The organism is Kocuria dechangensis (assembly GCF_014636775.1).
Classification (GTDB): Bacteria; Actinomycetota; Actinomycetes; order Actinomycetales; family Micrococcaceae; genus Kocuria; species Kocuria dechangensis.
In genome coordinates this window covers 74438-89057 of sequence record NZ_BMEQ01000007.1, presented here as the reverse complement: position 1 = coordinate 89057, position 14620 = coordinate 74438, and the positions used below count along the sequence as shown (strand labels likewise).

Genomic DNA, 14620 nt, shown 5'->3' with positions numbered 1-14620 from the left:
CGAAATGGGGCAAAGTGGTGTGTGTCACCACGGGAACGCGAACTTCTCCGGTGACCCGAGAACCTGACGAGCAACCGTCCCGGACAACTCAACGAGGAGCCGACATGTCCTTCCAGCGCACCCCCAAGACCGCCGACGAGATCCGCCAGGAGTGGGAGGCGGACCCCCGCTGGGCCCAGATCACCCGTGACTACTCCGCCGAGGACGTCGTCCGCCTGCGCGGCACCGTCCAGGAGGAGCAGACCCTCGCCCGCCGCGGCGCGGAGCAGCTGTGGGAGAAGCTCCACTCCGAGGACTTCGTGAACTCCCTGGGCGCCCTCACCGGCAATCAGGCGGTGCAGCAGGTCAAGGCCGGCCTCAAGGCGATCTACCTCTCCGGCTGGCAGGTGGCCGGTGACGCCAACCTCGCCGGGCAGACCTACCCGGACCAGTCGATCTACCCCGCCAACTCCGTCCCGGCGGTCGTACGGCGGATCAACAACGCCCTGATGCGCGCCGACCAGATCGAGCACTCCGAGGGCATCAGGACCGTCGAGGACTGGCTGGTCCCGATCGTGGCCGACGCCGAGGCCGGCTTCGGCGGCCCGCTCAACGCCTACGAGCTCATGAAGTCGATGATCGCCTCCGGCGCGGCCGGCGTGCACTGGGAGGACCAGCTGGCCTCCGAGAAGAAGTGCGGCCACCTCGGCGGCAAGGTCCTCATCCCCACCCAGCAGCACGTCCGCACCCTCAACGCCGCCCGCCTCGCGGCCGACGTCGCCGACGTCCCCTCGCTGATCATCGCCCGCACCGACGCGGAGGCGGCCACCCTGATCACCTCCGACGTCGACGAGCGCGACCAGCCGTTCATCACCGGCGAGCGCACGGCGGAGGGCTACTACAAGGTCCGCAACGGCCTCGAGGCCTGCATCGCCCGCGGCAACGCCTACGCCCCGTACGCCGACCTGCTGTGGATGGAGACCGGCACCCCCGATCTCGAGCTGGCCAAGAAGTTCGCGGACGGCATCCACGCCGAGCACCCGGACCAGATGCTCGCCTACAACTGCTCGCCGTCCTTCAACTGGAAGAAGCACCTCGACGACGCCACGATCGCCAAGTTCCAGCGCGAGCTGGGGGCGATGGGCTTCAAGTTCCAGTTCATCACCCTGGCCGGCTTCCACGCCCTCAACTACTCGATGTTCGACCTGGCCCACGGCTACGCCCGCAACCAGATGACCGCCTACGTCGAGCTGCAGGAGCGCGAGTTCGCGGCCGAGGAGCGCGGCTACACCGCCACCCGCCACCAGCGCGAGGTCGGCACCGGCTACTTCGACCTCATCTCGACCGCCCTCAACCCCGCGTCCTCCACGACGGCGCTGGCCGGCTCCACGGAGACCGCCCAGTTCTAGTCCGCGGCGCGCGAGCCGACCGGCCGGGGGTCCCACGGGGCCCCCGGCCGCACCGCACCCGACGACGACGCCGGGCCGCGGCCGACCACCGCACGATCTCCCCCGGCGACGACCGAGCCATGACGAGGAACAAGCCATGATGACGATGACCAGCAACCCCGTGACGATCAACGGCGTGACCCTCACCGGCCACCACGTGCCGCGGCAGAACAGCGTGCTCACCCCGGACGCGCTCGGCTTCCTGGCCGCGCTGCACCGTGAGTTCGAGCCGCGCCGCCGCGAGCTGCTGCAGGCCCGCGAGGAGCGCCGCAAGGCGATCGCCCGCGGCACCGACCCCACCTTCCTGCCGGAGACGAAGCGGATCCGGGAGGACGACTCGTGGCGCGTCCCGCCGCCCCCGCCCGGGCTCGAGGACCGCCGGGTGGAGATCACCGGCCCCACCGAGCGGAAGATGACCATCAACGCGCTCAACTCCGGGGCGAAGGTGTGGCTGGCGGACATGGAGGACGCCAACACCCCGCACTGGACCAACGTGGTGACCAACCAGCTCAACCTCATCGACGCGCTCGAGGGGACCATCGAGTTCACCAGCCCCGAGGGCAAGAAGTACGCGCTGAAGAACGGGGACGCCCGGCAGAACCCGACCGTCGTGGTCCGGCCCCGCGGCTGGCACTTCGAGGAGCGGCACCTGTCGGTGCGCGACGAGCCGATCGCGGGCGCGATCGTGGACTTCGGCCTCTACTTCTTCCACAACGCCCGCCGGCTGAAGAAGCTGGGCCTGGGCCCCTACTTCTACCTGCCCAAGACCGAGTCCCACCAGGAGGCCCGGCTCTGGCACGACATCTTCAGCCGCGCCGAGTCGATGCTCGGGGTGGACCGCGGCACCATCCGCGCCACCGTGCTGATCGAGACGATCACCGCCGCGTTCGAGATGGAGGAGATCCTCTGGGAGCTGGGCGAGCACGCGGCGGGGCTCAACGCCGGGCGCTGGGACTACATCTTCTCGATCATCAAGAACTTCCGCACCCGCGGGCCGCGCTTCATCCTCCCCGACCGCAACGCGGTGACCATGACCCAGCCCTTCATGCGGGCCTACACCGAGCAGCTCGTGCGCGCCTGCCACCGCCGCGGCGCGATGGCGATCGGCGGCATGGCCGCGTTCATCCCGTCCCGCCGGGACGAGGAGGTCAACCGCACGGCCATCGAGAAGGTGCGCGCGGACAAGACCCGGGAGGCCAACGACGGGTTCGACGGCTCCTGGGTGGCCCATCCCGACCTGGTGCCGGTGTGCCGGGAGGTCTTCGACGAGGTGCTCGGGGACAGGCCGAACCAGCTCGACCGGCTGCGCGAGGACGTGGTGCCCGACGACAAGGCGCTGATCGACATCGCCTCCGCCGAGGGGAAGATCACCGAGGAGGGGATCCGCAACAACGTCGAGGTGGGCATCCGCTACATCGAGGCGTGGCTGCGCGGCAACGGGGCCGTGGGCATCCACAACCTCATGGAGGACGCCGCCACCGCGGAGATCTCCCGCTCCCAGATCTGGCAGTGGGTCAACACCCGGGCCATCACCGACCAGGGCGAGGAGATCACCCGGGAGTGGGTGCAGGAGCTCGTGGAGGAGGAGTTCGGGAGGATCGAGCGCGCCGAGGGCGACCGCTTCGACGACGCCCGCTCGATCTTCGAGGAGGTGGCCCTGGGCGACGACTACCCGGCGTTCCTGACCACTCCCGCCTACGAGCGGTTCCTGGCCGAGCCCGAGGACCCGCACGCCCCCGAGGAGACGGAGGGGCGTCAGGAGGTCCCGACGGCGCGCTGAGCGGCCCAGCCGGCCGGGTCCACGACCCACGGCTCCCGGGGCAGGGCGTCCTCGTCGAACACGGCGAGGACGTCCTGCGCCGTGCGGACCCGGCCCGGCAGGCCCAGGGACCGCCCGATCCAGCCCATCACCTCGGCCGGGCCGTGCCCCGCCGCCGCGAGGTCCGCGAGGGTCACGGCGCCGTCCCGCTTGGCCAGGCGCTGCCCGTGCGGGTTGAGGACGAGGGGCACGTGCACCCACTCGGGCTCCGGCAGGCCCAGCACCGCGGCGAGGTACGCCTGCCGCGGGGTGGAGGGCAGCAGGTCGTCGCCGCGCACCACCTGGTCCACGCCCTGGTGGGCGTCGTCCAGGACCACGGCCAGGTTGTAGGCGGGGCGGCCGTCGTTGCGCAGCAGCACGAAGTCGTCGACGAGGCCGGTGTGCGCCCCGTGGAGGCGGTCCTGGACCGTGAACGAGCCCACCTCCGCGCGCAGCCGCACCGCCGGGGGCCGCTCGGCGCGGCGCCGCGCCCGCTCGGCGTCGTCGAGGTCCCGGCACGTGCCCGGGTACGCCCCCGGCGCCCCGTGGGGCGCGCTCGCGGCGGCCTGGATCTCACGCCGCGTGCAGTAGCACTCGTAGGTGCGGCCCCCGGCCGTCAGACGGGCGACGACCGCACGGTGCTCGGCCTCCCGCGCGGACTGCAGCAGCGGCTCGCCGTCCCAGTCCAGGCCGAGCGCCGCCAGGTCGGCCAGCTGCCGCTCCGCCGCCCCCGGCCGGACCCGGTCGATGTCCTCGATCCGCAGGACGAACCGGCGGCCCGTCGAGCGCGCGAACGCCCAGGCGAGCAGCGCCGTGCGCAGGTTGCCCAGGTGCAGGTCCCCGGACGGGGACGGAGCATAGCGCCCGGCGCCCCGCGCCGCGCGGTCCGGACGGGAGGAAGTCATGGGTGCCAGGATATCGGGCGGGGGTCGGTACCCTGGAGGCGTGGTGCGCATCAACCAACTCCGCGACGGCGTCTTCGCCGTGTGCACGGACAACTGGAGGCTCAACTCCGGTCTCGTGCTCGGGACCCGTCGCGCCCTCGTGATCGACACGGGCGCCGGGCCGCGGCAGGGGCGCGAGATCCTCGAGGCCGTGCGCTCGCTGACGGACCTCCCCCTGGCCGTCGTGAACACCCACGCGCACTACGACCACTACATGGGCAACGCCGTCTTCCGGCGCGCCGGGGCCGAGGACTTCTGGGCCCACCGGGGCTGCGCGGAGGCGATCCTCGAGCACGGGGACTACCAGCGCTCGTACGTCGGCACCCACGAGCCCGAGATGGCCGCGGCCGACGGGCCCGACACCCAGCTCGTCGTCCCGAACCGGCACCTGCCCGGCACCGGCCGGCGCCCGGCGCTCACCCGGATCGACCTGGGGGAGCGCAGCGCCGTGCTGTTCTCGCTGGGCCGCGGGCACACCGACAACGACATCTGCGTGGGCACCGACGACGTCGTGTTCACGGGGGACCTCGTGGAGGAGGGCGCCGACCCCAGCTTCGAGGACTCCTACCCGCGCGGCTGGGCCGAGGCCCTCGAGCACCTGGCCGGCCTCGACCGGTACCGCGTGTTCGTGCCCGGGCACGGCCGCCCGGTCGAGCGCACCTTCGTCCGCCAGCAGGCCCAGATGATGCGCACGGCGATCCAGCGGGTGGACGCGAGCGAGGCCGCCGCGGCGCAGCCGGGCGGCGCCCGGCCCGTCACCGCCTCGATGTTCCGGCTGCCCTACAACCCGGGGGCCGCGCGGGTCCTGCTGGACCGGCTCGAGCGGATCAGGACCGAAGGCGCCGCGGACGCGCCGGCCGCCGCGCCTGCAGCGCTGCGGGTCCCGCAGCCGTCAGCAGACTGACGCCCAGCACCGCCGCGCACCCGGCCGCGGCGGCGTGCCCCCCGCCGGGCAGCCGCAGCCCCGCCCCGGCGAGCACCGCGGCCAGCAGCAGCGCGCCCACCCCGGCGACCGCCATCAGCGCGAGCAGCCCGCCGCGGCGCCCCTGGCGCTCCGCTGGACCGGTCACCCGCAGCACCAGCCCGCCCAGCGCGGCCCACCCGGCCACGACCAGCAGGGAGGCCAGCACGTCCGAGGGCCGGTGCCAGCCGTTGAGCAGCGTGGCGGTGCCGGTCGCCGTCGTGGCGCCGGCCCCGAGCAGCGCGACCACCGGGCGGACCCGCGCCGGCGACGCAAGCACCACCACCGCCACGGCGGAGGCCGCCGCCGCGGTGTGGCCCGAGGGGAACGAGTTGACCACGGCCTCCTGCAGGCCCAGGTCCGGCTTCTCCACGAAGACCCGCTTGAGCAGCTGCACCGTGACGTTGGACAGCACGACCACCGCCGCGCCCGTCACTGCCGGGGCGAGCCGGCGCGAGCGCACGGCCAGCACCGTCACGCACAGCCCGCAGACCAGGCCGACGACCCACGGGAGCAGGTCGAGCAGCTCCCGGGCGCGCTCCGACAGGCCGGGGAAGGCGCCCTGCGCCTGCTGCAGGGCCAGCTCGTCGAGCCCCTGACCAGGTGCGGTGGTCAGCGCCACGACCCCGACCAGGACGGCGAGCGCCCACGGGAGGGCGGCTCCCAGGAGGTGGGCCAGCACCAGGGCGGCGGGCAGGACGGGGCGGTGGACGGTCGTGGTCATGGATCTCCGGGGACGAGGGAGGAGCAGAGGAGGCGAAAGGGGCCGAGGGGGACGGGCGAGGCCCCATCCTGCCACGGGCGGCCAAGAGGCCGCTGAGAGGGCCCGTGGAGAGGGCCTGCTGCGGGAGAGCACCGGGGGCTCCCGCCTAGGCTGGGACGCATGACCACGCACCCGCCCCTGCCGGAGCCCGCCGAGCTGCTCGCCGACGCCCACGTCGTCGCCCTCCCCATGCGCGTGCGCTTCCGGGGGGTCGACGTGCGGGAGACCGTGGTGCTGCGCGGGCCCGCGGGGTGGGGGGAGTTCGGCCCCTTCCCGGAGTACGGGGACGCCGAGGCGGTCGCGTGGCTGCGCTCCGCCGTCGACGCCGCGTGGCACGGCTTCCCCGCCCCGGTGCGCACCCGCGTCCCCGTCAACGCCACGGTGCCGGCCGTCCCGGCCGCGCAGGTGCCCGCGGTGCTCGCCCGATTCGAGGGCCGCACGGTCGCGGTGAAGATCAAGGTCGCCGAGCGCGGCCAGGACCTCGACGACGACGCCGCCCGCGTCGCCGCCGTGCGGGCCCTGCTGCCGGACGCGGAGCTGCGGGTGGACGCCAACGGCGGCTGGGACGTGGCGCAGGCCCTCGTGGCGCTGGAGCGGCTGGGGGAGCACGGGCTGGCCTACGCGGAGCAGCCGGCGCCCACGATCGAGGGCCTCGCCGCGGTCCGGGAGGGTCTCGCCGACCGGGGGATCCCGGTGCTCGTGGCCGCGGACGAGTCGGTGCGCAAGGAGACGGACCCGCTCGCGGTGGCGCGGGCCGGGGCCGCGGACCTCCTCGTGGTGAAGGCCGCCCCGCTGGGCGGGGTGCGCCGCGCTCTGGAGATCGTGGCGCAGGCCGGGCTGCCCGCGGTGGTGAGCTCCGCCCTGGACTCCTCGGTGGGCATCCGCGCCGGCCTGGCCCTCGCGGCGGCGCTGCCCGAGCTGCCGTGGGCCTGCGGGCTCGGCACCGTCTCCCTCATGCGGGAGGACGTGCTGCGCGAGCCGCTGCGGCCCGTGGACGGGGAGCTGGAGCTGCGCGACGCCGTGCCGGACCCCGCGCTGCTGGCCCGCCTCGCGGTCCCCGCGGAGCGGCGGCAGTGGTGGCTGGACCGGATCCGGCGCGTGCACGCCCTGGCGGGCGCCGCAGCCTGAGCGGGCGCCGCCGCCCGGACACCCCTCGTTCACCCCGGCTTCACCGGCGGGCCCCTGAGTACTCACCGGGCGGTGGTGCAGTGGCGGTGCACCTTTTCCCGGCCGCGGTCGTCCGCGGGCCCGATCCTCAGGGGAGTCATGACCGAAACCGCCAAGCGCACCCTCCTGCCGCTGCTGGGGCACACCCGCGGCAAGCGCAGCCCCCTCACCTGCCGGCTCAAGTGCGGCAACGCCTGCGCCATGCCGGAGTGCAACCACTCCGGCAACGGCTACTTCCGCGACATCGCGAGCGCCGCCCTGACCCGCCGGTCCGCGCTGGGGCTCGGCGCCGCCGCGGCCGTGACCATCGGCGTCGTCGGCGCGACCCCCGAGGCCGCCCAGGCCGCCGGGCGCGGCCGCTCCGGGCTGTCCTTCACCCCCATCGCCCCCGTCCCGAACACCGTGGACGACCTCACCGTCCCGGAGGGCTTCGACTGGTCCCCGATCATCCGCTGGGGCGACCCCCTGTTCGCGGACTCCCCGGAGTTCGACCCCTACAACCAGACCCCCGAGTCCCAGGCGGCCCAGTTCGGCTACAACGCCGACTACCTGGACATCATCCAGGACCGCGGCGGGCGCACCGGCGTGCTGGTGAACAACCACGAGTACACCAACGAGAACCTCATGTTCCCGGCCGAGCAGCAGGGCGACCTCCAGCGCGTGGCCCGCGTGGCCATGGCCGCCCACGGCATGTCCGTCGTCGAGATCGCCCGCACCCGGGTCGGCGAGCCCTGGTCCTACGTCCGCGGCGGCGCCCGCAACCGGCGGATCACCCTGAGCACGCCGTTCGCCGTGGACGGCCCGGCCGCCGGCTCCGACCTGCTGAAGACCAAGGACGACCCGACCGGCACCGTGGTGCTCGGCACGCAGAACAACTGCGCCGGCGGCACCACCCCGTGGGGCACGGTCCTCTCCGGCGAGGAGAACTTCAACCAGTACTTCAAGGGCAACGGCTCCGCCGAGCAGAAGCGCTACGGGATCTCCACCGAGGTCCCGAGCCGCCGCTGGCACGAGGTCGACCCCCGCTTCGACTCCTCCCTGCCGGGCTACGAGAACGAGCCCAACCGCTTCGGCTGGATCGTGGAGATCGACCCCCAGGACCCGGCCTCCACCCCGGTCAAGCACACCGCCCTGGGCCGCTTCAAGCACGAGGGCGCCAACGTGCGCGTGGCCGAGGGCGGCACCGTGGTGGCCTACTCCGGCGACGACGAGCGCTTCGACTACCTCTACAAGTTCGTCTCCGCCGGCACGTACGTCGAGGGCGACCGCGCCCACAACATGACCCTGCTCTCCGAGGGCGACCTGTACGTCGCGAAGTTCACCGGGGACACCGCGGCCGAGATCGACGGCTCCGGCCGGCTGCCCTCCGACGGCGCCTTCGACGGCTCCGGCGAGTGGCTGCCCCTGGTCGTGGGCGGGGAGTCGAAGGTCGAGGGCATGGCCGTCGACGAGGTCCTCGTCCACACCCGCCTCGCCGCGGACAAGGCCGGGGCCACCAAGATGGACCGCCCGGAGGACGTCGAGCCGTCCCCGCGGACCGGCAAGGTCTACGTGGCGCTGACCAACAACACCCAGCGCGGCACCGCCGGCAAGGCCGGGCCGGACGAGGCCAACCCCCGCACCCAGAACCGCGACGGGCACGTCCTCGAGCTCACCGAGCGGGACAACCGCGCCGATGCCACGGAGTTCGACTGGAACATCCTGCTCGTCGCCGGCGACCCCGCGAAGAGCGCCTCGACCTACTTCTCCGGGTTCCCGGCGGACCGGGTCTCCCCGATCTCCTGCCCGGACAACCTGGCGTTCGACTCGGAGGGCAACCTCTGGATCTCCACCGACGGCCAGCCGGGGACCATCGGCTACGACGACGGACTGTTCAAGGTGGGCCTGACCGGGGGCAACCGCGGCAACGTCGAGCAGTTCCTCGCCGTCCCCCAGGACGCCGAGACCTGCGGTCCCGTCATCCACGACCGCGAGGGCATGGTCTACGTGGCCGTGCAGCACCCGGGGGAGGACGGCTCCTTCGAGGAGCCCCGCTCCTACTTCCCGGACTACGTCGTGGAGACCCGCCAGGGCGAGGGCGAGTGGTCCCTGTCCCGCCCGTCCGTGGCGCAGGTCTTCGCCGTCGCCCGCGGCGCCGAGCCCGAGTTCCCGGGCGCGATCTCCGACCGGCCCGGCCAGGGCCGCAACCAGGGGAAGCGCCGCAAGAACGGCGAGCGCGGGCCCCGCTACCGCGGCTACCGCGGCAAGGCCACCCCGGAGACGAAGGCGGCCGCGAAGACCGCCGCCCGCGCCTACTGAGCTCCTGGCCGAGATCCCGCTGAGCACGGTCACCGCTCGCGCCGTCCCCCGCTCCGCCCCACGGCGGGCCGGGGGACGGCGCGTTCCGGGGCTACCCTGGAGCACTGTGACCACACCCTCCCTCGACACCGCCCGCGCCGTCCTCGCCGCGCTCGTGGCGGCCGGGACGCGCCACCTCGTGGTCGCCCCCGGCTCCCGCTCCGCCCCGCTGGCCTACGCCGCGGCCGCCGCCCACGCCGCCGGGACCCTGCAGGTCCACGTGCGCGTCGACGAGCGGAGCGCGGCGTTCACCGCCCTCGGCATCGCCCGGGCGACGGGCCTCCCCGCCGGCGTCGTCACGACCTCCGGCACGGCGGTGGGCAACCTGCTGCCCGCCGTCATGGAGGCCGACCACGCCGAGGCGCCCCTCGTCGTGGTCTCCGCCGACCGCCCGCCCGAGCTGCGCGGCACCGGCGCCAACCAGACCACCCGGCAGCCGGGGATCTTCGGTGACCACGTGCGCGCCGCCGTCGACCTCGTCCCCGGGGACGACGACGGACCCGCCCGGCTCGCGGCCGCCGTCGCGGCGCTGACCGGCTCCGGCGGAACGGTCCCGGCCGGACCGGTCCACCTCAACGTGGCTCTGCGCGAACCCCTGCACCCCGGCCCGGAGGACGGCCCCGTGCTCGCAGCCTGGGCCCGGGAGCTCCAGACGTCGCCGTCCCGGCTGCCGGCCGGGGGACCGGGGCCGCGCCGCGTCGCCGCCGGAGGCGTCCCGGAGCCGGCACCGGGGGCCGAGGAGGCGCGGGCCGTCGTGGTGGCCGGTGACGCCGCCGGGCCGGACGCCGCCCGCTTCGCGGAGGCGTTCGGGCTGCCGCTGCTCGCGGAGCCGTCGTCGAACGCCCGGTCGGGGCCGAACGCGCCCGCCGCGTACCGCCTGCTGCTCGGCACGGCCCTCGGGAGGGAGGTCGAGCGGGTCCTGCTGGTCGGGCGCCCCACCCTCTCCCGCCCGGTCGCGGCGCTGCTGGCCCGCCCGGACGTGGCCACCGCCGCGGTCCGGCCCGGCCCGGTGGCCTGGTACGAGCCCGGCCGCCGGCGCGAGCGCGTCCTGGCGGACTGGGCCGCGGCCGCCGCCTTCACCGGTCGCGGCGCACCCGGCTGGCTCGCGGCCTGGCAGGAGGCGGGGGCCGCCGCGGACGCCGCCGTTGCCCGGGCCCTGGCAACCGCCCCGCTCACCGGCCCGGCCGTGGCCGCGCAGGTCTGGGAGGCGTGCCGGCGGGACGGGGCCGTCCTCGTCGCGGGCTCCTCCAACCCCGTGCGGGACCTGGACCTCGCCGCGCGCCCCGCCGCGGGCTCCCCCCTCGTGCTCGCCAACCGGGGCCTCGCCGGCATCGACGGGACCGTGGCCACCGCCGCGGGCGCCGCCCTCGGCGCCGGCCGGCCCGTGCGCGCCTTCCTGGGGGACCTGACCTTCCTGCACGACGCCTCCTCCCTGCTGCTCGGGACCGGGGAGCAGGAGCCGGACCTGCAGGTCGTGGTGCTCAACGACGGCGGCGGCGGGATCTTCGCGACCCTGGAGCACGGGGCGCTGGGGGAGCAGGACGCGTACCGGCAGACGGTCGAGCGCTTCTTCGGCACCCCGCACACCGCGCGGCTCGCCGAGCTGTGCGCGGGCTACGGCGTGCCGCACCGCCGCGCGGGGACGGCCGCGGAGCTGGCGGCGGCGCTCGCCGGGCCCGTGCGCGGCCGCTCGGTCGTGGAGGTCCCCGTGGACCGTGCCGCCCTGCGGCCCCTCCACGCCCGGCTCCGGGCCCTCGTCGCGGGAGCCGTCGCAGAAGCCGTCCCCGGCGCCGAGGCCTGAACCCGGGGCCCGCGCTCTCCCGGGCGCCCCGGTCCCGGCGGACCGGCCCCGCACGGGCGGCTCCGGGAACGCGCGGGCGGCTCCGGGAACGCGGAAGGGCCCCGCCTCCTGGGGAGGCGGGGCCCTTCGCGGTGGTGCTCCGGGATCAGGCGCGGGGAGAGGTCGCCGATCCGTCGTGAGGGATGTGCTCCGCGATCTCCTCGACCTTGTGCTCGGCCTCCTCCAGCTTGCGCTGGTGGGGGACCAGGAACGTCATCACCGCGCCGAACAGGGCCACACCGGCGAAGACGTAGAACGCCTGGGGGCCACCGAAACCTGCCGCGGCGAGCCAGCCGCCGATGATCGGGCCGAAGATCCCGCCGAACCGGCCCATGCTGGCGCAGAACGCGACCCCGGCGGCCCGGGCGTTGGTGGTGTAGTAGTTCGACTGGAAGCCGTAGACGAGCACCTGGGTGCCGATCGTCCCCACGCCGGCCACCGCGATGAACGCGAACAGCAGGGGCAGCGGGAAGTTGAAGGTCATCAGGATCAGGGCGATGGCGGCCAGGGTGAAGGTGGTGGCGATCATCCGCTGCGGTCCGGTCCGGTCCGCGAGCCGGGACGCGAGCAGGCCTCCGACCAGGGCGGAGCCGTTGAGCACCAGCACGAAGTACAGCGGGCTGATGGCGTGGCCGTAGCCGTTCATGATCACGGCCAGCCAGGTGTTCAGGCCGTAGGTGAGCAGCAGGCCGGAGAAGGACACGAAGCCCAGCAGGATCGAGGCCAGGGCGAACTGCTTGGAGAACACCGCGGCGTAACCGGTCTTGGCGGGAGCGGCGCCGACCTCCTGGATGACCCTCTCCTCGAGCAGCGGCACGCCGGTGCGGCGGGCGACGGCCTCGGCACGCTCGGTGTGGCCCCGGGCCAGCAGCCAGCGCGGGGACTCGGGCAGCTTCCAGAGCATGAGCGGGACCAGGAGAAGGATGGGCAGGGAGCCGATCATGAACAGGCCGCGCCAGCCGATGTCGTCGAGGAACAGCAGGCCCATCACGGCGGCGAACACGCCGCCGGCGGGGACGCCGGAGTAGACGATGCCGTTGTAGAACTGGCGTCGGCCCGCCGGGGCGAACTCCGCCATGGTGGCGCCGGCGGTGGCGATCACGATGCCCAGGCCGATGCCGGTGAGGAAGCGCATGGCGCCGAAGGTGAAGACCGTGTGGGTGAAGGCGGTGACGAACATCCCGATCGAGAACCAGGCGACGCCGAGGATGAGCAGCCTGCGGCGGCCGAAGAAGTCGCCGATCGCCCCGCAGATCAGGGAGCCGATGAGTACGCCGATGAGGGCGTAGGAGCCCAGCAGGCCGGCCACGGCCGGCTCCAGCTGTCCGATCTGCGACGGGTCCTTGAGCAGGCCGGGCAGGACGACGCCGAAGATGACCAGGTCGTAGCCGTCGAACAGCAGGGCGGTGAAGATGATGAAGGCGACGAAACCGGCCGTCTTCTTCTCGAGCTGCGGATTCTCCGCGACGATCGCGTGTGGTTGGGACATGTTCCCCGGGTCCTCTCTGGACGGTGCGTGGAAGGAGGTGGAAGCGGGGGAGAGCGGCAGAGCGTCCCCTTGGCTCCCTCCAGGGTGACAGAGGTGTGATCCGGGTCATATGAGGTGAATACCCAGGGTGTCACCAGGGGGGTGTTGTGTCGATTTCCGATATCAAAGGAAGGTCAGATGTAATGACTGCATATGAGTCGGGCCCGCCGTCCTGAGGACGGCGGGCCCGGGGGCGGGGCAGGTCACTGCTCCGGCGCCTCCACCTGCGTGGGGTTGAGCACGCGGGAGAGGAACGCCTGGGTGCGGGGCTCGCGCGGGTTGCCGATGACCTCCGCCGCGGGGCCCTCCTCGACGACCACTCCGCCGTCCATGAACACGACCTTGTCCGCGACGTCGCGGGCGAACTCCATCTCGTGGGTGACCACGAGCATCGTCATGCCCTCGGCGGCGAGGTTGCGCATGATGGCCAGGACGTCGCCCACGGTCTCGGGGTCGAGCGCGGAGGTGGGCTCGTCGAAGAGCATCAGGGACGGGTCCATGGACAGGGCCCGCGCGATCGCCACGCGCTGCTGCTGTCCGCCGGAGAGCTGGTCGGGGAAGCCGTCCGCCTTCTCGGCCAGGCCCACGCGCTCCAGGTTGCCCCGGGCGATCCGCTCGGCCTCGGCCCGGTCCCGCTTGAGCACCTTGACCTGGGCCACGGTGCAGTTCTCCAGCACGCTCAGGTGCGGGAAGAGGTTGAACTGCTGGAAGACCATGCCCACGTGCCGGCGCATGCGGTCCACGTCGGCCTCGGGGTCGGTGACGTCGAAGTCGCCGATCGTGATCCGGCCCTGCTGCGGGGTCTCGAGCAGGTTCACGCAGCGCAGCAGCGTGGACTTGCCGGAGCCGGAGGGCCCGATGAGGCAGACGACCTGGCCCGCCCCGACGGTGAGGGAGATGCCCTTGAGGACCTCGAGGGAGCCGTAGGCCTTGTGCAGGCCCTCGATGACGACGGACGCGGCGCCCGTGAGGCCGTCGGCGTGCTCGCGCCCGGGCCGGGGCGTGGGGGACTGGGTGCTCATCGGCTGGCTCCTAGGACTTCTTCATGCGGTCGGTCTTGGACTCGAAACGGCGGGTCAGGATGCCCAGGGGCACCGTGATGATGAGGTAGCAGGCGCCCGCCACGACCAGCGGGGTCAGGCCCGCGCCGGCCCCGGAGATGGCCTCGCGGCCGTACTTGGTCAGCTCGTACTGGCCGACGCCCATGCCCAGCAGGTACACCAGCGAGGAGTCCTTGGTCAGCAGGATGACCTCGTTGGTCAGCGGGGGCAGCACGATCCGCAGCGCCTGCGGGATCACGATGGTCACCATCGCCCGGGCGTGGGACATGCCCAGGGAGCGGGCGGCCTCGTACTGGCCCTTCGGCACGGCCTGCAGGCCCGCGCGCAGGGACTCCGCGATGTAGGCGGCGGCCACCAGCCCCAAGGCGATCATCACCGTGACGTAGTGGTTGAAGCGGAAGCCGAACGCCAGCGGGATGCCGTAGCCGAAGGCCAGGAAGACCAGCAGGGCGGGCACGCCGCGGAAGAACTCGATGTAGAGCGTGGCCAGCCACCGGTAGGGCGCCACGGACGAGAGCTTCATGAGGGCCAGCACCACGCCGCCCGTGAGGCCCACGACGAAGCCGAGCAGCGTGTAGATGAGGGTGTTCTTCAGAGCGGTGGTGATGATGCCGGGGAACTGCTGGGCGGCGATGTCCGGGTTGAACACCTTCTCGACCAGCAGGGGCCAGTCGGCGATCGCGATCAGCGCGACGACGGCGAGGATCAGGACGGCGTACTGGATGCCGCGGGAGAGCCGAGCTCTCTGGTGCATGCTCATGGCCATGGAGGGGTCCGTTCTGGGTGGTACGGGT

Annotated in this window: 11 protein-coding genes; 6 read left to right on the top strand and 5 right to left on the bottom strand. The window is 73.6% G+C overall.

Annotated features, from left to right (window positions below):
* Nucleotides 1-104: 104 nt before the first annotated feature.
* On the top strand, nucleotides 105-1388 hold the full coding sequence (gene aceA / locus IEW07_RS08740) for an isocitrate lyase (RefSeq protein ID WP_188536309.1): 1284 nt from the start codon (nucleotides 105-107) through the stop codon (nucleotides 1386-1388).
* A gap of 139 nt (nucleotides 1389-1527) precedes the next feature.
* On the top strand, nucleotides 1528-3207 hold the full coding sequence (aceB, locus tag IEW07_RS08735; RefSeq protein ID WP_371870223.1) for a malate synthase A: 1680 nt from the start codon (nucleotides 1528-1530) through the stop codon (nucleotides 3205-3207).
* Here the strand turns inward: aceB and gluQRS are convergent.
* Nucleotides 3183-4130: a tRNA glutamyl-Q(34) synthetase GluQRS gene (gene gluQRS, locus IEW07_RS08730; RefSeq protein WP_188536305.1), complete on the bottom strand. Its 948-nt coding sequence runs from the start codon at nucleotides 4128-4130 to the stop codon at nucleotides 3183-3185. The genes aceB and gluQRS overlap by 25 nt on opposite strands.
* 40 nt (nucleotides 4131-4170) lie before the next feature.
* Between gluQRS and IEW07_RS08725 the strand changes: the two genes are divergently transcribed.
* Nucleotides 4171-5073: an MBL fold metallo-hydrolase gene (locus tag IEW07_RS08725; RefSeq protein WP_188536303.1), complete on the top strand. Its 903-nt coding sequence runs from the start codon at nucleotides 4171-4173 to the stop codon at nucleotides 5071-5073.
* On the opposite strand, the gene IEW07_RS08720 is transcribed toward IEW07_RS08725, so the two are convergent.
* A complete protein-coding gene (locus IEW07_RS08720; protein ID WP_188536301.1) occupies nucleotides 4997-5854 on the bottom strand; it encodes a phosphatase PAP2 family protein in 858 nt (285 codons plus the stop codon). The two genes, IEW07_RS08725 and IEW07_RS08720, sit on opposite strands and share 77 nt — an antisense overlap.
* 159 nt (nucleotides 5855-6013) lie before the next feature.
* Between IEW07_RS08720 and IEW07_RS08715 the strand changes: the two genes are divergently transcribed.
* The 3 genes from IEW07_RS08715 to menD all read left to right on the top strand — a co-directional run bounded on the left by IEW07_RS08715 (nucleotide 6014) and on the right by menD (nucleotide 11198).
* Nucleotides 6014-7021 (top strand): o-succinylbenzoate synthase, encoded by a 1008-nt coding sequence (locus tag IEW07_RS08715; RefSeq protein WP_188536299.1) that lies wholly within the window; start codon nucleotides 6014-6016, stop codon nucleotides 7019-7021.
* 138 nt (nucleotides 7022-7159) lie between these two features.
* Entirely contained in the window at nucleotides 7160-9358 is a 2199-nt protein-coding gene (locus tag IEW07_RS08710) for a PhoX family protein (protein WP_188536297.1), read from the top strand.
* A 106-nt stretch (nucleotides 9359-9464) separates the two neighbouring features.
* A complete protein-coding gene (gene menD / locus IEW07_RS08705; RefSeq protein WP_188536296.1) occupies nucleotides 9465-11198 on the top strand; it encodes a 2-succinyl-5-enolpyruvyl-6-hydroxy-3-cyclohexene-1-carboxylic-acid synthase in 1734 nt (577 codons plus the stop codon).
* 145 nt (nucleotides 11199-11343) lie between these two features.
* On the opposite strand, the gene IEW07_RS08700 is transcribed toward menD, so the two are convergent.
* From IEW07_RS08700 to IEW07_RS08690, 3 genes are all read right to left on the bottom strand, one after another.
* On the bottom strand, nucleotides 11344-12726 hold the full coding sequence (locus tag IEW07_RS08700) for an MFS transporter (RefSeq protein WP_188536293.1): 1383 nt from the start codon (nucleotides 12724-12726) through the stop codon (nucleotides 11344-11346).
* A gap of 242 nt (nucleotides 12727-12968) precedes the next feature.
* Entirely contained in the window at nucleotides 12969-13787 is an 819-nt protein-coding gene (locus IEW07_RS08695) for an amino acid ABC transporter ATP-binding protein (protein WP_229741675.1), read from the bottom strand.
* Between the two features lie 10 nt (nucleotides 13788-13797).
* The gene (locus IEW07_RS08690) at nucleotides 13798-14592 is read right to left on the bottom strand and encodes an amino acid ABC transporter permease (protein ID WP_188536291.1); all 795 of its coding nucleotides are present in this window, start codon (nucleotides 14590-14592) and stop codon (nucleotides 13798-13800) included.
* Nucleotides 14593-14620: the final 28 nt, after the last annotated feature.

Bases quoted from the DNA above. Each gene is read 5' to 3' on its own strand.
- gluQRS (WP_188536305.1), bottom strand. From the start codon at position 4,130: ATGACTTCCTCCCGTCCGGACCGCGCGGCGCGGGGCGCCGGGCGCTAT.
- IEW07_RS08710 (WP_188536297.1), top strand. From the start codon at position 7,160: ATGACCGAAACCGCCAAGCGCACCCTCCTGCCGCTGCTGGGGCACACC.
- aceB (WP_371870223.1), top strand. From the start codon at position 1,528: ATGACGATGACCAGCAACCCCGTGACGATCAACGGCGTGACCCTCACC.
- IEW07_RS08690 (WP_188536291.1), bottom strand. From the start codon at position 14,592: ATGGCCATGAGCATGCACCAGAGAGCTCGGCTCTCCCGCGGCATCCAG.
- IEW07_RS08700 (WP_188536293.1), bottom strand. From the start codon at position 12,726: ATGTCCCAACCACACGCGATCGTCGCGGAGAATCCGCAGCTCGAGAAG.
- IEW07_RS08715 (WP_188536299.1), top strand. From the start codon at position 6,014: ATGACCACGCACCCGCCCCTGCCGGAGCCCGCCGAGCTGCTCGCCGAC.
- IEW07_RS08720 (WP_188536301.1), bottom strand. From the start codon at position 5,854: ATGACCACGACCGTCCACCGCCCCGTCCTGCCCGCCGCCCTGGTGCTG.
- IEW07_RS08695 (WP_229741675.1), bottom strand. From the start codon at position 13,787: ATGAGCACCCAGTCCCCCACGCCCCGGCCCGGGCGCGAGCACGCCGAC.
- aceA (WP_188536309.1), top strand. From the start codon at position 105: ATGTCCTTCCAGCGCACCCCCAAGACCGCCGACGAGATCCGCCAGGAG.